The sequence below is a fragment of the Amycolatopsis sp. H20-H5 genome, assembly GCF_035828755.1.
Classification (GTDB): Bacteria; Actinomycetota; Actinomycetes; order Mycobacteriales; family Pseudonocardiaceae; genus Amycolatopsis.
In genome coordinates this window covers 14,770-34,008 of the sequence record NZ_JAYMZS010000101.1, presented here as the reverse complement: position 1 = coordinate 34,008, position 19,239 = coordinate 14,770, and the positions used below count along the sequence as shown (strand labels likewise).

15 protein-coding genes are annotated in these 19,239 nt (G+C 69.3%); 8 read left to right on the top strand and 7 right to left on the bottom strand.

What is annotated here, in order from left to right; genetic code table 11:
• The first annotated feature begins 493 nt into the window (after positions 1 to 493).
• Entirely contained in the window at positions 494 to 4,378 is a 3,885-nt protein-coding gene (gene hrpA, locus QMK34_RS36555; protein ID WP_326419309.1) for an ATP-dependent RNA helicase HrpA, read from the top strand.
• Between the two features lie 138 nt (positions 4,379 to 4,516).
• On the opposite strand, the gene QMK34_RS36550 is transcribed toward hrpA, so the two are convergent.
• Together QMK34_RS36550 and QMK34_RS36545 are read right to left on the bottom strand one after the other, a co-directional pair.
• Complete coding sequence (locus tag QMK34_RS36550; protein ID WP_326419308.1) at positions 4,517 to 4,921, bottom strand: hypothetical protein; 405 nt, start codon at positions 4,919 to 4,921, stop codon at positions 4,517 to 4,519.
• Between the two features lie 320 nt (positions 4,922 to 5,241).
• Positions 5,242 to 6,942 (bottom strand): bifunctional 3'-5' exonuclease/DNA polymerase, encoded by a 1,701-nt coding sequence (locus tag QMK34_RS36545; protein WP_326419307.1) that lies wholly within the window; start codon positions 6,940 to 6,942, stop codon positions 5,242 to 5,244.
• A 213-nt stretch (positions 6,943 to 7,155) separates the two neighbouring features.
• On the opposite strand from QMK34_RS36545, the gene QMK34_RS36540 reads away from it, so the two are divergent.
• Positions 7,156 to 8,805, top strand: a complete 1,650-nt coding sequence (locus QMK34_RS36540; RefSeq protein ID WP_326419306.1) for an acyl-CoA synthetase — start codon at positions 7,156 to 7,158, stop codon at positions 8,803 to 8,805.
• Positions 8,806 to 8,898: 93 nt separating this feature from the next.
• Here the strand turns inward: QMK34_RS36540 and QMK34_RS36535 are convergent, their stop codons facing one another.
• Entirely contained in the window at positions 8,899 to 9,843 is a 945-nt protein-coding gene (locus QMK34_RS36535) for a hypothetical protein (protein ID WP_326419305.1), read from the bottom strand.
• A 232-nt stretch (positions 9,844 to 10,075) separates the two neighbouring features.
• On the opposite strand from QMK34_RS36535, the gene QMK34_RS36530 reads away from it, so the two are divergent.
• From QMK34_RS36530 to QMK34_RS36505, 6 genes are all read left to right on the top strand, one after another.
• The gene (locus tag QMK34_RS36530) at positions 10,076 to 11,299 is read left to right on the top strand and encodes a S8 family peptidase (protein ID WP_326419304.1); all 1,224 of its coding nucleotides are present in this window, start codon (positions 10,076 to 10,078) and stop codon (positions 11,297 to 11,299) included.
• Positions 11,300 to 11,421: 122 nt separating this feature from the next.
• Entirely contained in the window at positions 11,422 to 12,174 is a 753-nt protein-coding gene (locus QMK34_RS36525) for an SDR family oxidoreductase (protein ID WP_326419303.1), read from the top strand.
• A complete protein-coding gene (locus QMK34_RS36520) occupies positions 12,171 to 13,229 on the top strand; it encodes a phosphotransferase family protein (RefSeq protein WP_326419302.1) in 1,059 nt (352 codons plus the stop codon). Before QMK34_RS36525 ends, QMK34_RS36520 begins: the two co-directional genes overlap by 4 nt.
• Positions 13,230 to 13,889: a histidine phosphatase family protein gene (locus tag QMK34_RS36515; RefSeq protein WP_326419300.1), complete on the top strand. Its 660-nt coding sequence runs from the start codon at positions 13,230 to 13,232 to the stop codon at positions 13,887 to 13,889.
• A 10-nt stretch (positions 13,890 to 13,899) separates the two neighbouring features.
• Positions 13,900 to 14,820, top strand: coding sequence for an SMP-30/gluconolactonase/LRE family protein (locus tag QMK34_RS36510; RefSeq protein ID WP_326419299.1), 921 nt, complete (start codon positions 13,900 to 13,902; stop codon positions 14,818 to 14,820).
• Positions 14,821 to 14,933: 113 nt separating this feature from the next.
• Positions 14,934 to 15,419: a hypothetical protein gene (locus QMK34_RS36505; RefSeq protein WP_326419298.1), complete on the top strand. Its 486-nt coding sequence runs from the start codon at positions 14,934 to 14,936 to the stop codon at positions 15,417 to 15,419.
• Here the strand turns inward: QMK34_RS36505 and QMK34_RS36500 are convergent.
• Genes QMK34_RS36500 through QMK34_RS36485 form a run of 4 tightly spaced genes read right to left on the bottom strand, consistent with a single transcriptional unit; the run spans position 15,416 to position 19,204 of the window.
• The gene (locus tag QMK34_RS36500) at positions 15,416 to 16,243 is read right to left on the bottom strand and encodes an enoyl-CoA hydratase family protein (protein WP_326419297.1); all 828 of its coding nucleotides are present in this window, start codon (positions 16,241 to 16,243) and stop codon (positions 15,416 to 15,418) included. The two genes, QMK34_RS36505 and QMK34_RS36500, sit on opposite strands and share 4 nt — an antisense overlap.
• Positions 16,240 to 16,932 (bottom strand): SDR family NAD(P)-dependent oxidoreductase, encoded by a 693-nt coding sequence (locus QMK34_RS36495; protein WP_326419295.1) that lies wholly within the window; start codon positions 16,930 to 16,932, stop codon positions 16,240 to 16,242. Before QMK34_RS36495 ends, QMK34_RS36500 begins: the two co-directional genes overlap by 4 nt.
• Positions 16,932 to 18,446 (bottom strand): benzoate-CoA ligase family protein, encoded by a 1,515-nt coding sequence (locus QMK34_RS36490; RefSeq protein WP_326419293.1) that lies wholly within the window; start codon positions 18,444 to 18,446, stop codon positions 16,932 to 16,934. Before QMK34_RS36490 ends, QMK34_RS36495 begins: the two co-directional genes overlap by 1 nt.
• Positions 18,443 to 19,204, bottom strand: a complete 762-nt coding sequence (locus QMK34_RS36485; protein ID WP_326419292.1) for a creatininase family protein — start codon at positions 19,202 to 19,204, stop codon at positions 18,443 to 18,445. Before QMK34_RS36485 ends, QMK34_RS36490 begins: the two co-directional genes overlap by 4 nt.
• Between the last annotated feature and the right edge of the window lie 35 nt (positions 19,205 to 19,239).

The window sequence follows — 19,239 nt, the reverse complement described above, 5'->3', positions numbered from 1 at the left end:
TGTGTGGTTGCGTCCTGAGGTGCGGTTAGAAGCCTGTGTTTTTTGGCCAGCGCGCTTACAAACTCGCGCCGCCAGGTCGCCCCTGACTTCCAGCGTAGGTGCGGCTTTGTTTGTAGGGGGGCGACCTGCCGTCGCGAGTTGGGAGGCCCTGGCGGGCCTGAAAGAGGGCGCGCGGCGGTGAAGTCTCCGCTCGCAGGGCTCGCGGAGACGCTGTGGTTGGGGACCACTACGCGGGGGTTGGGTTTTTGTGGTGTGTGTCGGGGGTGGGTCTGGATGGACCGGTGAGGGGTGCGGCTGAGTCTGGGCGGTTGCGCGCACTGTGAAGTCTTGGGGTCCGTGGCGGGGGTGGCTGGGTCTCGGCGGACTTTGACTGTCCCTGAAGGCCACCTTCACGGCGTTTTACGCCGTGAAGGTGGCCTTCAGGGGCTGGGGTTGTTGGTTCGGGCATATTCGGGAGACCTTTGTGGGGGGCACGGCTATTCTGGGCCGAAGTATGTCCACTCCATCTCCTCTTGGCGCTTTGCGCGCCCGGCTGCCCGAGTTGATGCCGCGTGACCAGCACCGGTTGCGGCGGCGGCTCGATGGTGCCCGTAAGGCTCGTGATCCCGAAGCGATCGCCGCCCAGATCTCCGGTGAGATCGACGCCGCCGAGCTGCGGGTGCGGCAGCGCCGCGAGAACGTGCCGAAGATCGAGTACCCCGCCGAGCTGCCCGTCAGCCAGCGCAAGGACGACATCGCCAAGGCCATCGCCGAGAACCAGGTCGTGATCGTCGCGGGGGAGACCGGGTCCGGCAAGACCACCCAGCTGCCGAAGATCTGCCTCGAGCTGGGCCGCGGGGTCCGCGGGCAGATCGGGCACACCCAGCCGCGGCGGCTCGCCGCGCGCACCGTCGCCGACCGGATCGCCAGCGAGCTCAAGACCGAGCTCGGCGACGCCGTCGGCTACAAGGTCCGCTTCACCGACCAGTCCGGACAGGACACCCTGGTCAAGCTGATGACCGACGGCATCCTGCTGGCCGAGATCCAGACCGACCGGATGCTGCGCCAGTACGACACGCTGATCATCGACGAGGCCCACGAGCGCAGCCTCAACATCGACTTCATCCTCGGCTACCTCAAACAGCTGCTGCCGCGCCGCCCTGACCTCAAGGTGATCATCACCTCCGCGACCATCGACCCCGAGCGCTTCTCGAAGCACTTCGACGACGCGCCGATCGTCGAGGTCTCCGGCCGCACCTACCCGGTCGAGGTCCGCTACCGCCCGATCGTCGACCCCGACGATCCGCACGCCGACCCGGACCGCGACCAGACGCAGGCCATCTGCGACGCCGTCGAGGAACTCGCCAACGAGGGCCCCGACGACGTGCTCGTGTTCCTCTCCGGCGAACGCGAAATCCGCGACACCGCCGACGCGCTGAACCGCCTGGACCTGCGCAACACCGAGGTCCTCCCGCTGTACGCGCGGCTCTCCTCGGCCGATCAGCACCGGGTGTTCCAGCGGCACACCGGCCGCCGGATCGTGCTCGCCACCAACGTCGCCGAGACTTCCCTGACCGTGCCGGGCATCAAGTACGTCGTCGACCCGGGCACCGCGCGCATCTCGCGCTACAGCCACCGCACGAAGGTCCAGCGCCTGCCGATCGAGGCGGTTTCGCAGGCGTCGGCGAACCAGCGCAAGGGCCGCTGCGGGCGGACCTCCGACGGGATCTGCATCCGGCTGTACGCCGAGGACGAGTTCGACGCGCGCCCCGAGTTCACCGACCCCGAGATCCTGCGCACCAACCTCGCCTCGGTCATCCTGCAGATGACCTCGCTCGGCCTCGGCGACATGGCCAAGTTCCCGTTCGTCGAGCCGCCGGACCGCCGCCAGATCACCGACGGCGTCCAGCTGCTGCAGGAACTCGGCGCGTTCGACGCCACCACCCGCACCGACGGCAAGCAGCTCACCGACGTCGGCCGCAAGCTCGCGTTGCTGCCGGTCGACCCGCGGATGGGCCGGATGGTGCTGGAGGCCGCGAAGAACGGCTGCGTCCGCGAGGTCATGATCATCGCCGCCGCACTGTCCATTCAGGACCCACGGGAACGCCCGGCGGAGAAGCAGCAAGCCGCCGACCAGCAGCACGCCCGGTTCGTGGACAAGAGCTCGGACTTCCAGGCGTACCTCAATCTCTGGGAGTACGTCAGCGAGCAGCAGAAAGCGTTGTCCACCAACCAGTTCCGCAAACTGTGCCGCAACGAATACCTGAACTACCTGCGGGTGCGCGAGTGGCAGGACATCTTCAGTCAGCTGCGCCAGCTCGCGAAACCGCTCGGTATCACGCTCAACACGACCCCGGCCGACGAGCAGCGCGTGCACACGTCGCTCATCGCCGGGCTGCTTTCGCACATCGGGCTCAAGGATCCCGCGAAGGGTGATTACCTGGGCGCGCGTGGCTCGCGGTTCTCGGTGTTCCCCGGCTCGGCGTTGTTCAGGAAGCAGCCGCGCCTGGTGATGTCGGCCGAGCTCGTCGAGACGTCGCGGCTGTGGGGGCGGGTCAACGCGCGGATCGAGCCCGAGTGGGTCGAGCCACTGGCCGGGCACGTGCTCAAGCGCAACTACTCCGAGCCGCACTGGGAGCGTAAGCAGGGCGCGGTGATGGCGATCGAAAAGGTGACCCTGTACGGGATGCCGCTGATCGCCGACCGCAAGGTCAACTACGGCCGGATCGAACCGGAGCTGTGCCGCGAGTTGTTCATCCGGCACGCGCTGGTCGAGGGCGATTGGCAGACACAGCACAAGTTCTTCGCCGAGAACCGCGCGCTGCTCGAAGAGGTCGAGGACCTCGAGAACCGGGCGCGGCGTCGCGACATCCTCGTCGACGACGAGACCCTGTTCGAGTTCTACGAGCAGCGCGTCGGCGCGGAAGCTGTTTCGGCGCAACACTTCGACACCTGGTGGAAGAAGACCCGCCACGAGCAGCCGGACCTGCTCAGCTTCGAAAAGACGATGCTGATCAACGACTCCGCGGGCGGTGTCCGCGAGGCCGACTACCCGGACTTCTGGACGCAGGGTACGCAGACCTTCAAGCTCACATACCAGTTCGAGCCGGGCGCGGACGCGGACGGCGTCACCGTGCACATCCCGTTGCCGGTGCTGAACCAGGTGACCCCGGACGGGTTCGACTGGCAGGTGCCGGGGCTGCGCGAGGAGCTGGTGACCCAGCTGATCAAGTCGCTGCCCAAGCAGCTGCGACGCAACTTCGTCCCGGCGCCCGACCACGCGAAGCTCGTGCTGTCGCGTGTCGGCACGGCGGACGGCCCGCTGCTCGACGTCGTCGCCGACGAACTGGAAGACCTGCGCGGCGTGCACGTCCCGACGGAAGCGTGGGACCTGAAGGCTGTGTCGGAGCACCTCAAGATCACCTTCCGCGTGGTCGACGTCCGCGGCCGGAAAGTGTCCGAGGGCAAGGACATCGCGGCGCTCAAGCACGATCTGTCCGGTCAGGTGCGGGCGACGATCTCGAAGGCAGCGGACAGCATCGAGCGCGCCGGGCTGACCAAGCCCGCGTTCGGCGAGCTGCCGAAGGTGTTCGCGAGCAAGCAGCGCGGGCACGACGTCAAGGCGTATCCGGCGCTGGTGGACGAGGGCGAGACGGTCGCCGTCCGGCTGCTGGACACGCCGGGCCAGCAGGAACACTCGATGTGGGCGGGCACGCGGCGGATGCTGCGGCTGAACGTGGCGTCGCCGATGAAGTTCATCAGCCGCAACCTGAACAACTCGTCCAAGCTGGTCCTCAACCGCAACCCGCACGGCAGCGTCGCGGGTCTGCTGGAGGACTGTGTGGACTGTGCGGTCGACAAGCTGGTGGCGGACAACGGCGGCCCGGTGTGGGATGAGGCCGGGTTCGCGACGCTGCTGGAGAAGGTCCGCGGCGGCCTGAACACGGGCGTGCTGCACGTGCTCAACGAAGTCGAGCGGATCCTGCGCGCGGCCAACGACGTCGAGACCAGGCTCGTCGACACGCGCGGCCCCAAGGAGTCGCTCGCCGACATCCGCGCCCAGCTGGATGGCTTGGTATACAACGGTTTCGTGACCGGCGCGGGCCAGGACCGCCTGGCGAACGTGACCCGCTACCTACGCGGCATCGAGCGCCGCCTCGAAAAGCTGCCCACCGAACCCACCCGCGACCTCCAGCGCACCGCCGACGTCGCCTGGCTCAACACCGAGTACAAAACCGCCCTCGCCGCCCAGCCCCCCGGCACCTCATCCCCGGCACTCCAAGACGTCCGCTGGATGATCGAGGAACTCCGAGTCAGCTTCTTCGCCCAAACCCTCGGCACCGCCTACCCCGTTTCCCTCAAACGCGTAGTCCGCGCCCTCGACGAAGCCTCCGCCTAACCCGCACCCTCCGCCGCTCCGCTGTCCCGGCGCGAGTCCCACTCTCCTGGGCGCGAGTCCCACAGTGACGGGCCTGAGTTCCACATTCAGACGCGTCGTGTCCCACACTCGGGCACCTTGTGTTCCACACTCGCGCTGCTACGGGCTCTTTTTCACCAGCAAGGTAACGGTGGCGGCCGAGGCTGAAATCAAACCGGCAACCGCCGAGAAGGTTGCAGCCTGGCCGCCGATACTCGAGAAAATCCGTTTCACCAGGCGACCCCAATACTGCTGCCTTACCGCCATGCGGAGTTTCTGCCCTTTGTGCTGTCTGATGTGGCAGCCCAGCAAAATTCCGTATGCGTTGTTGCGGCAAAGCCCGCCGCCACGTATGTCGGCGCAGCACCACATCGGAGCCTGGAAGAGGCAGTAAGCGACGACAAGAGCTGACAAGATCGCGACCGCTCCGGGGCCGATCGACGGCACGAACCAAAAACAGGCCACGGCGGCTAGGAGGAGATATCCCCAGAGGTTCCTCAGTAATTTCTTAGTGGACTTCTTCATGATGACTTAAAGTAGTGATCGTCCCACTGAAAGCGATACTGCCAAATGGTGGCATCACGACCGTGATTACCGGACCGTGAGTGTCTGCAGCAGTTTCTGGGAGAACCGGATGGCGCAGGGTGATGACTCTCGTTAAGCAACCGCAGTCACCCGGTGTCACGGAAAACCTCACCCGTCACTGATGCCCCACCGGCGATTCCGGCAGTCGGGCTCCGTGAATGTGGGACACGGGGCCCCTCAACGTGGGACACGGCGGGTCTGAACGTGGGACACGGGCCCGTGAGTGTGGAACTCGGGCGCGTGAGTGTGGGACTCGCGGGTTATTTTGCGTCGGCGTAGCTGTCGGCTATGGCGATGTGCATGGGGAAGTGGACTGGGCAGGCGGGGCCGAACAGGAGGCGGGCGGCCTCGGCGACGCAGTCGGTGATGGCCGTGGAGACCTCGTCGGCGTGGTCGGCGGGGGCGTGGACGAGGACCTCGTCGTGCTGGAAGAAGACCAGGTGGGCGGGGGCGGGGAGACGCTGGCGGAGGGTGGCCAGTAGGACCGCCGTCATGTCCGCCGCGCTCGCTTGGACGACGAAGTTGCGCGTGAAGCGGCCCCAGCCTCGGGAGGCCTGGCGAGCTTTCGTTTCGGATGCCTCGTCGTCGGACAGGCCGCCGGTGAGGGCTCGCCAGGCGGCAGAGGGGGCGGGGGAGGTGCGGCCCAGCCGGGAGCGGACGCGCTGCCCGCGTTCGCCGGACTGCGCCGCGTGCTCCACATAGGACACTGCCTCGGGGAAACGCTGACGCAGCAGGGCAAGCAGGGGACCGGCCTCGCCGGACGTGCCACCGTACATCGCCGAGAGCATCGCGATCTTCGCTCGCGCGCGGTCGTCGCGATCGTCCCAGGCCGGGACCGGCACCCGCGCGCCGGTGAACATCGCCTCCGCCAGGCTGGCGTAGAGGTCCGTCGAGCCAGAGACCTCAGCGAGCTTCCGGTCGCCGGACAACGCCGTCAGCACGCGGGGTTCCAGCTGTGCGGCGTCGGCGACGACCAGCTTCCAGCCAGGGTCCGCCCGGACGCAGCCGCGCAGGATCTTCGGGATCTGCAGCGCGCCGCCGCCCCGGCTGGCCCACCGGCCCGACACCACGCCGCCGACGATGTACACCGGCCGGAACCGCCCGTCGTGCACCCACTCGTCCAGCCAGCTCCAGCCGTTGGCCGAGTGCAGCCGCGCGAGTTCTTTGTACTCCAGCAGCGGCGCGACCGCGGGATGGTCGATGTCGCGCAGCAGGTACGCGCGCGCCGAAGACACCTCGATGCCCGCCCGGCCGAGCGCCCGCACCACGCTCGGCGGCGAATCCGGGTTGACCGGCCGCCCGCCGAACGCCTCGCTGATCCGCGCGGCGAGGTCGACCAGCTTCTTCGGCCGCTGGCCCGCCGGCACACGCGGGCCCAGCTTCTCGGCGAGCAGCTCTCGGTGCAGGTCGGCCCGCCAGGGCAGCCCGTCGGCCGACATCTCGGCGGCGGCCAGCGCGCTCGCCGACTCGGCCGCCAGCAGCAGCCGCAACCGGTCGGGATGCTCGCTCCCGGCCACCCGCCGCTCCTGCTCGGCCAGCACCCGCCCCGCCGCCTCGACCACGGTGACGCCGGCGGGCAACCCGGGCCCGCGGGTTTCGAACAGCGTCGGCTGGTCGTGCTCGCCGAACCCCGTGGGCGCCTCCGCGGGCGGTTCCTCGCCGTTCGCCCTGGCCAGCGCCGCGAGCAGGCTGCGTGACTGCTCCTCCCTGCCCTCGTGCGCCAGCAGCAGCCCCTCCGCCAGCGCGAGGTCGTGGCAGCGGCGCACCCGCACCCCGGCGCGCATCAGCACCGGGTACGTCTGCTCGACCGAGGGAAACACCCACCGCGGCCGCTGCTCCTCCTCCAGTGCGCGGGCGTACGTCACCAGCTCGGCGTCGGTGAGGCCGCGCCTGCTCCGCTCGGGTGATCCGGGTACGTGAACGGCATGGCCGTCCTCCTCCAGACCGGTGATCACCCGCACCCGCCCATTGTGCTCGGCGGGTCTGACAGTTTCCGGCCGGTGCGGTCGCACGGCCGTGCCAAAGAAACGGCGTCACCCGAACGCCGGAACGGCGCTGGACCAGGCTGGGTGCGCCCGTCGGCCGGTTCGGCTACTCTCCAGTAGCCCCCATACCGCCGGTACGGTCTACGACGGATGGACTCTCTCCCCCGCAGCAGCAACGGAGGTGCCCGGATGAGATACCCCGGCGTGTCCGAACTCGCCACCCTGGTGACGGACAAGGTCACGGACACGGTGCGCAGCATCGAGGTGATGCGCCAAGCAGGCCTCGTGCCGTTCCCCCGCGTGGACGAGGGCATCCGGTCGCTGGTCGCCATCCGGAGATTCGGCCCGTTCGCCGGAGCGAACCAGATCGCCGCCCGGCGCGACCCGACCGCCGTCGGCATCGTCGACGACCTCGGTCAGCTGACCTTCAAGCAGCTCGACGCCCAGTCCAACGCGCTGGCCAGAGCCTGGTCCGAGCGGGGGATCAAGCCCGGTTCGGTGATCGCCGCGTTGTGCCGTGACCACCGTGGACTGGTGCTTTCGATGGCCGCGGCAGGCAAGCTCGGCGTCCGCCTGCTGCTGATGAACACGGGTTTCGCCAAGCCGCAGCTGGCCGACGTCGCCACCCGTGAGGGGGTGACCGCGCTGGTGTACGACCAGGAGTTCACCGGCCTGCTCGACGCCGTCGACGCCGAGGTCGACCGCTACCTCGCGTGGGTCGACCCCGACGTGAGCCTCGCGGGCAACGAGATCCCGGTGCTGGCCGAGCTCATCGCGAGCACCGACGACCGGCCGTGGCCCGCACCGGCCAAGCCCGGCGGTTTCGTGCTCCTGACCAGCGGAACGACCGGGACGCCCAAGGGCGCGCCGCGGCCGCACACCTCGCCGCTGGCGTCCGCGCAGTTCCTCGACCGGATCCCGTTGCGCTCCGGCGAGGCGACGTACATGGGCGCCCCGCTGTTCCACGGCACCGGACTTTCGCAGTTCATCCTGTCGTTCGCGCTCGGCTGCAAGGTCGTGATGCGGCGCAAGTTCGACCCGGAGCAGACGTTGCGCGGGGTCGCCGAGCACAGGTGCACCGCGCTCGTGCTGGTCCCGACCATGCTCCAGCGCATCGTCGACCTGCCAGCCGAGGTCCGCGCGAAGTACGACACGACGTCGCTGCGGATCATCTTCGTCGCGGGTTCGGCGCTGTCGCCGGACCTCGGCAACCGGGCGACCGCGGCGTTCGGCGACGTCGTGCACAACCTCTACGGCTCGACCGAGGTCGCGGTGGCCACGGTCGCCACCCCGGAGGACTGGCGCAAGGCCCCGGGCACCGTCGGGCGGGCGCCGGTGGGCTGCAAGGTCGTGCTCTACGACTCCCACGGCGCGAAGATCACCGAGCCGCACGTCACCGGCCGGGTGTTCGTCGGCAGCGGGCTCAGCTTCGGCGGCTACACCGACGGCAGGCACAAGGAGATCATCGACGGACTGCTCTCCAGCGGCGACGTCGGCCATTTCGACGCCGACGGCCTGCTGTTCATCGACGGCCGCGACGACGAGATGATCGTCTCCGGCGGCGAGAACGTGTTCCCGATCGAAGTCGAGAACCTGCTGGTCGAGCGGAACGACGTGATCGAGGCCGCGGTGGTCGGCGTGACGGACGCGGAGTTCGGCCAGCGGCTCAAGGCCTACATCGTGCGTGCCGAGGGTTCGGAGCTCGACGTCGACGGCGTGCGTGAGTACGTCAAGTCCAACCTCGCCCGGTACAAGGTGCCGCGCGAGGTGGAGTTCCTCGACGAGCTGCCGCGTAACGCCACCGGCAAGGTGCTTCGCAACAAGCTGGGCGCTTCGTAGTACATCGGACCGCAACTCGTCGACGAATCGTGGTCCCTTGCACGCGAGACACCACGACTCGTCGACGAGTTGCGGGGGGAAGTGGTGTGGGGCTCAGTACTCCCAGTCGATCCCGAACACCCCGGGACCGAAGTCCAGGGCCACGGCGTGGACGCCGTGGCCCTGGTCCAGTTTCAGCTCGCGGCGGTCCGCCGGGGCGTCGGCGCCCTGGCTCGAGTACTGCCAGCAGCGTTCGGGCGCCGTCTCGGGGTCGAACCGGATCTCCAGCAGGTACTCACGCACCGGGCGACGGAACTCGCGATAACTGGTGTTGCGGCATTCCGGGTACGGCGGCCCGTCGTTGACCAGCGAATACTCGATCAGATGCGTCTCGCCGCGGTCGATCGGCCGGTCGAACACCAGCTCCGCCACGGTGAGCCCGTGCTCGTCGTCGACCTCGTTGCGGCCGACCTCGCAGTTGCGCACCGCGTGCAGTACCGGCTGCCCGGCGTCGGGATCGCCCTGGGCGTAGACCAGGAGCCAGCGGTCCTGCCCGTCGGCGCCCGCCTGGAACACCGCCCTCGCCGTCACCGCCCGCTGGCCGCCGTCCACGGCGATCTCACACAGGTCGTGCAGGCCGACTAGCTTGAGCTGGTGGTGCTGTTGGTGGCGCTGTTCTAGCGCGTTGGGCGCGCCGACCTTGTCCAGCAGGCGTTGCAGCGCTTCCAGGGGGAAGGTCTGTGGTTCCTCCGTGACCGTCCGGCTGCGGTGGGAGGACACACCGCGCGGGCGCGGGGGCGAGAGCAGGCTCAGCAACGCGCCGGGCGGCACCGCGAGGATCTCTTCCAGCACGCGGACCGCGGACAGCGAACTCTGCCGTTCGGGCTGACGTTTGCCAGACTGCCAGTAGCTCAACGCGGTGACGCTGACCGCGACGCCGCGAGCCTGCAGGCGAGCCTGGATCCGGTCGAGACTGAGGCCGGAGGTCGCGATCGCCGCCCGCAGTGTCGCCGCGAACGCCGTGGTTTCGGGCTGGTCCGCCATGCTCCCCGTCACCATGCGCTGTCCGACCGCCCCCACCTGTCGTCTGCCGTTGATAACAACACGAATAACTTTATCAGCAGTCGGTAACGAACTCTCTCCGCTTGTCACATGGGTCTACTAACCCGCTCGGGTCATTGTCATTAGCCTGAATGGTCTAGTACTGGTAACTGGCAATCATTGCGCCGGGTCCTGTTCACACGATTGCATGGTTCTCAGCAAGATCACTCGGTGTGGCAGAAAGGGACCCATGAGCAAGTCTCGGAAGACCCCGAAGAAGCTGATGGCAGGCGTCGCCCTCGCGGGCGTTTCAGCGATGGTGGCGACACTCGGCGCGGGCACCGCACACGCCCAGCAGGAAGGCCAGATCCGCTCGGCGAACACGCCCGACGCGGTGGCGGGCAGCTACCTAGTGGTCCTCAAGGGTGCCTCCGGCGTCTCCGCGCAGGACGTCAAGGCCAACGTCTCCGCGCAGGCCCAGAGCCTCGCGGGCAAGTACGGCGCCCAGGTCGCGCGCACCTACGGCTCGGCGCTGCGGGGCTTCTCCGTCGCGGCCGACGAGGCTGGGGCCAAGCGCCTAGCCGCGGACCCGACGGTCGACTTCGTGGTGCAGAACCACCGGGTCCACGCGCTCGACACCCAGACGAACCCGCCTTCGTACGGCCTCGACCGGGTGGACCAGAAGGACCTCCCGCTCGACAACTCGTACACCTATCCGAACAAGGCGGACAACGTCACCGCCTACATCATCGACACCGGGGTCCGCGCCACGCACGAGACCTTCGGCGGCCGCGCGGGCGGCGGCAAGGACTTCGTCGACAACGACGACGACCCGAACGACGAAAACGGCCACGGCACGCACGTCGCCGGCACCATCGGCGGCACCGAGTACGGCTTGGCCAAGGGCGTCAAGATCGTCGGCGTCCGGGTGCTGGACGCCAACGGCAGCGGCACCACCGAGGGTGTCGTCGCGGGCATCGACTGGGTGGCCGCGAACGCCAAGGCCCCGGCCGTGGCCAACATGAGCCTCGGCGGCAGCCCCGACGACGCGCTCGACAAGTCGGTTCAGGGCGCGATCGCGAAGGGCGTGACCTTCGGGGTCGCGGCGGGCAACGAGTCGGCCGACGCCAGCACCTCGTCACCCGCCAGGGTGAAGGAGGCCATCACGGTGGCGGCCAGCGACAAGACCGACAAGCAGGCCAGCTTCTCCAACTTCGGCGCGGGCGTCGACCTGTACGCGCCGGGCGTCGGCATCACCTCGTCCTGGGGCACCGGTGACGACGCGACCAACACGATCAGCGGCACCTCGATGGCCACCCCGCACGTCGTGGGCGCGGCGGCGCTGTACCTCTCGGCGCACCCGGACGCCACGCCCGCCCAGGTCTCGGACGCCCTGACCGGCGGCGCGGCGGCGGACAAGATCTCCAACCCGAGCTCGGGCACGCCGAACAAGCTGCTCCAGATCGTCAGCTAGTGCCGCCGGTGCGGTCCCGCGGGATTCGGGACCGCACCGCGTGACACCCCACGGGACCGGTGGTCCGACGTGCACCCGCGTCGGACCACCGGTCCTTGTTACTTACCGGTAGGCTCCGGTCCATGGTCCTGCGGAAGAACATCCTGATCACCGGCGCCAGCTCGGGTCTCGGCGAGGGCATGGCCCGGCAGTTCGCGGCCAAGGGCCGCAACCTCGCCCTTTGCGGCCGGCGTACCGAGAAGCTCGACGCGCTCGCGGCGGAGCTCAAGACCGCGCACCCCGGCATCACCGTCGTCACCCGGAAGCTGGACGTGAACGACCACGACCAGGTGTTCAGCGTCTTCGGCGAGTTTGCCCAGGAGTTGGGTTCACTCGATCGCGTGATCGTGAACGCCGGGCTCGGCAAGGGACAGCCGATCGGCACCGGCCGGTTCGACGCCAACCGCGAGACCCTGGAGACCAACTTCATCGCCGCCGCCGCGCAGGTCGAGGCGGCGGTCGGCATCTTCCGGGAGCAGCGCGCGGGACACCTGGTCGTGGTGTCCTCGTTCAGCGCGATCCGGGGCCTGCCCAAGAACGTGACCGCGTACGCCGCGTCGAAGGCAGGCATCTCGTCGCTGGCCCAGGGCACCCGCGCCGAGCTGCGCGGCACCCCGATCAAGGTCACCACCCTGCTGCCGGGCTACATCGAGTCCGAGATGAACGACAAGGTCGGTGGCAACCCGCTGGCCACCAAGGCCGAGCCGGGCGCGCGGGCGCTGGTCAAGGCGATCGAGTCCGAGACCGCGAAGGCCTACGTCCCGACCTGGCCATGGGTGCCGCTGAGCCTGGTCATGCGGGTGATCCCGGACGGGCTGCTCAGGAAGTTCACATGACCGACCCGACCGTCGAGGTCCGCGGCGAGGACGCCGTCGACGCCGCCGCGCTGCACACCTGGCTCGAGTCCAGAGTGGACGGTCTCGGCGGCCCGCCGTCGATCCGGCAGTTCCCCGGCGGCGCGTCGAACCTGACGTATCTGCTGACCTGTCCGGACCGGGAGCTGATCCTGCGCCGCCCGCCGTCCGGGCACAAAGCGGCGTCCGCGCACGACATGCGCCGCGAGTTCCGGGTCCAGCAGGGGCTGAAGCCCGTCTTCGGCTACGTGCCCGAGGTGCTCGCCTTCTGCGACGATCCGGCCGTGCTGGGCGGCGACTTCTACGTGATGGAGCGCCTCGACGGGCTCATCCTGCGCCGCGACCTGCCCGAGGGGCTGGACCTGTCGCCCGAGCGGGCGCGTGAGCTGTCGGGCAGGGTCGTGGACCGGCTGGCCGACCTGCACGCCGTCGACGTCGAGGCCGCCGGGCTCTCGGACCTCGGCAAGGGCGCCGGGTATGTCGAGCGGCAGGTCCGTGGCTGGTCGGAGCGGTTCCGCAAGGCCCGCACCGACAACGTGCCGGAGTTCACCGAGGTGCTGGACTGGCTGGCGGCGAACCAACCCGGCGAAGTGAGGATCTGCCTGATCCACAACGACTTCCGCCTCGACAACCTGGTGCTGGACGGACCGGAGACGCTCGAGGTCACCGGTATCCTGGACTGGGAGATGGCCACGCTGGGCGACCCGCTGATGGAGCTCGGCAGCACGCTTTCGTACTGGGTGCAGGCCGACGACGACGAAGTGATGCGCGCGAGCCGCAGGCAGCCGACGCACGTCGCGGGGATGTACACCCGCGACGAGTTCGTCGAGCACTACGCGCGGCGCACCGGCATGACGATCGGCAACTGGACGTTCTACGAGGTGTACGGGCTCTTCCGGCTGGCCGCGGTGCTCCAGCAGATCTACTACCGCTTCCACACCGGCGCCACGCACAACCCGGCGTTCGCCGAATTCTGGCAGTTCGTCGGCTACCTCGAGTGGCGCTGCCGCGAGATCATCGCGAAGGGGAGTGCCTGAATGGGCGCGATCTACCTGGTACGCCACGGGCAGGCCTCGTTCGGCGCGGCCGACTACGACCAGCTGTCCCCGCGCGGGTTCGAACAGTCCACTGTGGTCGGTGCGGAGCTGCTCCGGCGCGGCGTCGAGTTCAGCCAGGCCCGCAGCGGTTCCCTGGCGCGGCAACGGGATACGGCCGCGACGGCGATGAAGGTGCTCGGGTCCGGGATCGACGTCGTCGAGGACCCGCGCTGGAACGAGTACGACCACGTCGACATCGCCACGCACCACGCGGGCGGCACCCAGCAGGGCGACGACTCCCGCGCGTACCAGGCCGCGCTCGACGGCGCGCTGAGCGCGTGGGTCGACGCGGGGGAGACCGGCCCGTGCGCGGAGACCTGGCCCGCGTTCCTCGGCCGGGTCCGCGGCGCGCTCGCCGAGGTGGTGGCGTCGCTGGGGAAGGGCGAGCACGCCGTGGTGTTCACCTCGGGCGGGGTGATCGCGGCGGTCTGCGGTGCGCTGATCGGCACCCCGGAAGCGGGACTGCTCAAGCTCAACCGGGTCACCGTCAACGCCGGGATCACCAAGCTGGTGTCCGGCCGCGGCGGCGTGACCCTGTTGTCGTTCAACGAACATCCGCACTTCGAAGCCGAAGCCGCGGCGCTGCTCACCTACCGGTAGGAGACCCGAGATGCGGTTCGGCGAGGTCACGGTCATCCCGGTCAACGGGCACGGCCCCGAGGACGTCGTCGTCGACGCCGAGGGCCGCGTCTACACCGGCGTCGACGACGGGCGGATCCTGCGCGTCGCCCCCGACGGCAGCCGGATCGACGTGCTCGGCGACACCGGCGGCCGCCCACTCGGGCTCGAGCTGCACGGCGACGACGAGCTGCTCATCTGCGACGCCAAAGCGGGCCTGCTCATCCTGCCGATCGGCGGCGGCGAGGTCACCACGCTGGCGACTTCGGCGCTGGGCCTGGACTTCGTGTTCTGCAACAACGCGGCCGTCGCGAAGGACGGCACGATCTACTTCACCGACTCGTCCCGCCGGTTCGGCATCGAAAAGTGGCGCGACGACCTGATCGAGCAGACCGCGGGCGGCCGCCTGCTCCGGCGCACCACGGACGGCAAGATCGACCTGGTCGCCGACGGACTCCAGTTCGCCAACGGCGTCGCGCTGCCCCCGGACGAGTCCTACGTCGCGGTCGCGGAAACGGGCGCTTGCCGCGTGACGCGCGTGTGGCTGACCGGCGAGCGGGCGGGAGAGACCGACGTCCTCATCGACGACCTGCCCGGCTTCCCCGACAACATCTCCACCGGCACCGACGGCCTGATCTGGGTGACCCAGGCGAGCCCGAAGGTCCCGGCCCTCGACCTCGTCCGCAAGCTCCCCGCGCCACTGCGCGCGGGCGTCCGGGCGCTGCCGCCCGCCCTGCAACCGGCACCCGGGCGCGAGGTCGGCGTGCTCGGCCTGGCCGCGGACGGCACGGTCGAGCGCGAACTGCGTGGCGAGATCCCGGGCTTCCACCTGCTTGTCGGCGTCCGCGAACACCACGGCAAGCTCTACTTCGGCAGCCTCGAGGAACCCGCGATCGCGATGACGGCCGTGTAGCCGATCAGCGCGCGCCGTCCACGTTCGCTCGAAAGCGTGACAGGTTGGTGCCGCGCCGACCCTGCTCGCCCCTGGACGCGACTACCGTGATCCTGACAGCGGAGGAGGACTCGGTGAACACAGTACGGTGGCTGGCGGTTCTGGTGGCGACGAGCGCGATGGCGCTCGCCGGATGCACGGGGACGCCGGTCCAGGGCTCAGCCGCGCCGCAGGGCTCAGCCGCGTCCCGGCCTTCGACCGCCGAGCCGTCGAAAACCTCGGCACCGCAAGCCGCTGACGGCACGGACCTCTCCGCCTGCTCGGACGGCACGTGCCAGGTCCGCGTCACCGTTTCCGCGAAGATCACCCTCCCGGCGTCCACCAGGGTCGAGTCGCTCACCGTCACGGCGATCGCCGACGGCCATGTCACCCTGACCGGGCACGACATCGGGAACCGTCACGGCGGCGCTTCGATCGGCGAGTGCAGCCTTTCCAGCAACAACAACGACTTGACCATGGTCGTCGGGGTGTCGGGCTCGTGCCGCCCCAACAACCTGCGGGTCGACGTCGTGTCGGTCGACGGCGATTCCGCGGTGCTGAGCATCGCCCCGATCGGCTAGCGACCAGTCCACTGTGGACTGCGTCCGGCCGACCAGGCCGCGTAGAACTCGTGGTGGTCCTTGCTGGTCATCAGCAGTGCCTGGGTGATGGCCTCGAGCTCGATCGCGCCGCCGAGGTCCATGTCCAGCTCGCGCGTCAGCAGCACCTTCGTCGTCGCGTAGGCGAGCGCTGGGCCGTCGGCGAGCCGCTTGGCCAGCGCGGCGGCCGCGGCGGGCAGCTCCTCGTCGTCGACGACCTGGGTGGCCAGACCGATCGTCTCGGCGCGGGCGGCGTCGAGTTTGTCGCCCAGTATCAGCAGTTCCGTCGCGCGGCCGAGGCCGACCAGGCGCGGCAGCAGGTACGCCGAACCCATGTCCGCCCCGGCGAGGCCGACCTTGGTGAACAGGAAGGCGAACTTCGCCGAGCGCGCCAGCAGCCGGAAGTCGCTCGCCAGCGCGATCACCGAGCCCGCGCCCGCCGCGATGCCGTTGACCGCCGCGATCACCGGGATCGGGCATTCGCGCAGCGCCTTGACCACCGCGCCCGTCATGCGGGTGAACTCCAGCAGCTCGGCGGTCTCCATCTTCCGCAGCTCGCCGATGATCTCCTCGACGTCGCCACCCGAGCAGAACCCCCGCCCGCGCCCGGTGATGACCAGTACGCGCACGTCGCCGCGGTGCGGCAGTTCGGCGAGCAGGTCCCGCAGGTCCGCGTAGGCCTCGAAAGTCAGCGCGTTGAGTTTGCCGGGCCGGTCGAGCGTCACCGTGGCGACCCCGTCGGCCACGGCGAACTCGAAGTTCTCCCACTCCCGGGTGATCGGCGCACTGGCGCGGTACGGGCTCATAGCTGGATCCCACCTCCGTCGAGGACTAGCGTCTGTCCGTTGATGGCGCCCGCCTCGGCGGCCGCCAGGAAACCCACCGCGAAGGCGACTTCCTCCGGTTCGAGCAGCCGCCCGAGCGGCGAGGCGGCGGCGAGCGCGGCCTCCGCGGCGCTCTCGTCGCGGCCGGTCTTCTCCCGGATTCTCGCCACCGAAGCCGCGGTCATGTCGGTGCGCACGAACGCCGGGCACACCGCGTTGGCGGTCACCCCGGTGCCCGCGACCTCGGCCGCGACCGCCCGCATGAGCCCGGCCGCCGCGTGCTTCGAGGCCGTGTACCCGCTCGTGTAGCGGTAGCCGACATGCGAGGCCGTGGACGCCACCGTGACGATCCGGCCGGTGCCGCGTTCCCGCATCCCGGGTAGAACCGTTCTGGTGCAAAGGAAAGCGCCGGTCGCGTTGACCGCGAGCTGGGCGTGCCAGTCGTCGAGGGTCGTCTTGGAAAGGGGCGCGCTGGCCGAGATCCCGGCGTTGTTGACCAGGACGTCGACCCGCCCGAGCAGGCTGAAGTACGCCATGACGGCGGCCTCGTCGGTGACGTCACAATCCGCGCGGCCGGGCGCGTGCACGGTGTCGCCCGCGGCGGCGAACCGCGCCGCGATCGCCGCGCCGATCCCGCGCGTTCCTCCGGTGACCACCACGATCCGGCTCATCACGCCTCCAGCCGCAGCGCTCGGCGGTCGAGTTTTCCGTTGGCGGTACGGGGAAGTCCAGGCACGAACACCACCTCACGCGGATACTTGTGCCGCGCGAGGTGCGCCCGCGCGTGGTCCTGCAGGTCCTTCGCCGTGACGTCGGCGCCGTCGGCGAGGACGACGTGGGCCCGCGCGATGACGAGCCCGTCGACGGTGTGCCCGGTGACCGCGCAGTCCACCACGGCCGGGTGGCCGAGCAGGCAGTCCTCGATTTCGCCCGGCGAGACGAACACCCCGCCGACCTTGAGCAGGTCGTCCGCGCGGCCCCGGTGGTGATAGCAGCCCTCGGCGTCCCGGCTGAACAGGTCCCCGCTGAGCAGGGTGTCGCCGTCGAACGTCCGCGCCGACTTCTCCGGGTCGCCGTGGTACTCCCGCGCGATGGTCGGACCGGTGATTCGCAGCGGCCCGATCTCGCCGTCCGGCAGCGGTTCGCCGAGCTCGTCGACGACCTGGGCCGTGTAGCCCGGCACCGGGCGGCCGAGGCTGCCGACGCGCACCTGGCCGGGGGTGTTCGACAGATAGATGTGATACGCCTCGGAAGAGCCGATGCCGTCGACCACCGGCACGCCGAAAGTGTTGTCCCACTTACGATGCAACTCGGACGGCAGCGCTTCGCCCGCCGAGGTCGCCAGCCGCAGGCAGCTGAGGTCCTGCTCGGCCGCGGCCGGATGCGCGATCATCGCGCTCATCATCGTCGGCACGTTCACCAGGATGGTGGGCCGGTGCCGGGCGATCAGCTCGAACATCCGCTCCGCGGTGCTGCGTTCGGGGAAGGGGATCCCGGCCGCCCCGACGCCGAACGGGAACAGGGCCACGAGGTCGCGGGCGTAGCCGAAGAACAGCTTGGGCACGGCCAGGATCCGGTCGTCCGGCCGCAGTTCCAGCACGCCCTCGGCGTAGCGCTCGAAGCTCTCCAGCGCGCTGCGCGCCGGGTGCACACAGGCTTTGGGCGCCCCGGTGCTGCCGGTGGTGAATTTCCAGATCGCGACGTCGTCCAGCGTGGTCGGGGCGGTTTCGAGCTCGCCGGGCGCGCGGTCGACGAGTGTCCTGAAAGGACGCTCATCGGGGCGCAGTTCGGCCTCGTCGACCCCGGTGACGAGCAGGTTCCGCGCACCGGCCTCGCGCAGCGCGGGCAGCGTGACCGCGTCCGCGACGACCACCACGGCCTCGGTGTAGCCGAGGTAGTAGCGGTAGTCCTTCGGCTGCAGGAAGGGGTAGACCTCGGCGGTCACGGCGCCGATCTTCTGCACCGCGTACCAGGTCGCGACGAACTCCTCGCCGTCACTCAGCGCGAGCAGCACCCGCTGTCCACTTCGGACACCCAGCTCGCGCAGCACGTGCCCGATCCGGTTGGTCAGCGTGGCGAGGGTGGCGTAGGTCACTTCCCGGTCCCCGCAGTGCAACGCCGTCCGGCCACCCCGGCCTTCAATCACGTGACGGTCCACAAAATGGTTGGCCAGGTTGAACTTCACGAGGTACTCCCGAGTTCGCGGATGGCCTCCACCAGTAGCTCGGTCAGAACCGTAAAGGTGTCTTGACCCTCCTCTGTGGTGGCTTCCGCGGGGGCTCCGCAATACGCGTCGGTCATGCCCATGTCAAGGAAACCTTGTGCACCAGCCCGCATCGCCGCCGGCAGGTCGACCGGGACCTCGGGCAGCCGCCGCATCGTCTCGGTGTCGACGAGCTCCGGCCGATCCGCCAGCACGAGCGAGGTTTCGTACCGCCCGGCATGGCACGCTCCTGAGCGGAACTCGTCGGTAAGTCGTTCGGCGTAACGGCGCCGGACCAGGTCCAGATGGCCGATTCGCTTGCCGTGTAAAGATTCCGTAGTTTCGACCACACGTCGCAGAGTGCTCAGGTGTGCGGGCTCGAAATGGTTGTTGACCAGCAGGATGTGGGGAAATCCCTGGCTTATCAGCGCACCGCAGACGTCGATCAGCAGTGTGTGCAAGGTTTCCTCGCCGATCGAGACGGTTCCCGGGAAATCACCCGCAAAGCGGGTTACGCCGTAGGGAAGCTCAGGCAGGATCACCACGTGGACATCCCGGTCAGCGGCAAGCCTCGCCGCCGCGCGCTCGCACATCCCGCGTGAAATCAGTTGATCGGTGCCGAGCGGGGCGTGCGGCCCGTGTGGCTCGACGGCACCCAGCGGCAGCAGCAGCACCGGAACACGGGCGTCGCCGTGCAGTGCGGCGACCTGGCGGGAGGTCAAATCCGCGAAGTACGTCACCCGAATCAACCTACACCGCAGCGCCCTGTGGTGTA

Excerpts from the sequence above, each read along its gene's own strand:
- hrpA (WP_326419309.1), top strand. The coding sequence starts at position 494 with ATGTCCACTCCATCTCCTCTTGGCGCTTTGCGCGCCCGGCTGCCCGAG.
- QMK34_RS36550 (WP_326419308.1), bottom strand. The coding sequence starts at position 4,921 with ATGAAGAAGTCCACTAAGAAATTACTGAGGAACCTCTGGGGATATCTC.
- QMK34_RS36540 (WP_326419306.1), top strand. The coding sequence starts at position 7,156 with ATGAGATACCCCGGCGTGTCCGAACTCGCCACCCTGGTGACGGACAAG.
- QMK34_RS36535 (WP_326419305.1), bottom strand. The coding sequence starts at position 9,843 with ATGGTGACGGGGAGCATGGCGGACCAGCCCGAAACCACGGCGTTCGCG.
- QMK34_RS36530 (WP_326419304.1), top strand. The coding sequence starts at position 10,076 with ATGAGCAAGTCTCGGAAGACCCCGAAGAAGCTGATGGCAGGCGTCGCC.
- QMK34_RS36525 (WP_326419303.1), top strand. The coding sequence starts at position 11,422 with ATGGTCCTGCGGAAGAACATCCTGATCACCGGCGCCAGCTCGGGTCTC.
- QMK34_RS36520 (WP_326419302.1), top strand. The coding sequence starts at position 12,171 with ATGACCGACCCGACCGTCGAGGTCCGCGGCGAGGACGCCGTCGACGCC.
- QMK34_RS36515 (WP_326419300.1), top strand. The coding sequence starts at position 13,230 with ATGGGCGCGATCTACCTGGTACGCCACGGGCAGGCCTCGTTCGGCGCG.
- QMK34_RS36510 (WP_326419299.1), top strand. The coding sequence starts at position 13,900 with ATGCGGTTCGGCGAGGTCACGGTCATCCCGGTCAACGGGCACGGCCCC.
- QMK34_RS36500 (WP_326419297.1), bottom strand. The coding sequence starts at position 16,243 with ATGAGCCCGTACCGCGCCAGTGCGCCGATCACCCGGGAGTGGGAGAAC.
- QMK34_RS36495 (WP_326419295.1), bottom strand. The coding sequence starts at position 16,932 with ATGAGCCGGATCGTGGTGGTCACCGGAGGAACGCGCGGGATCGGCGCG.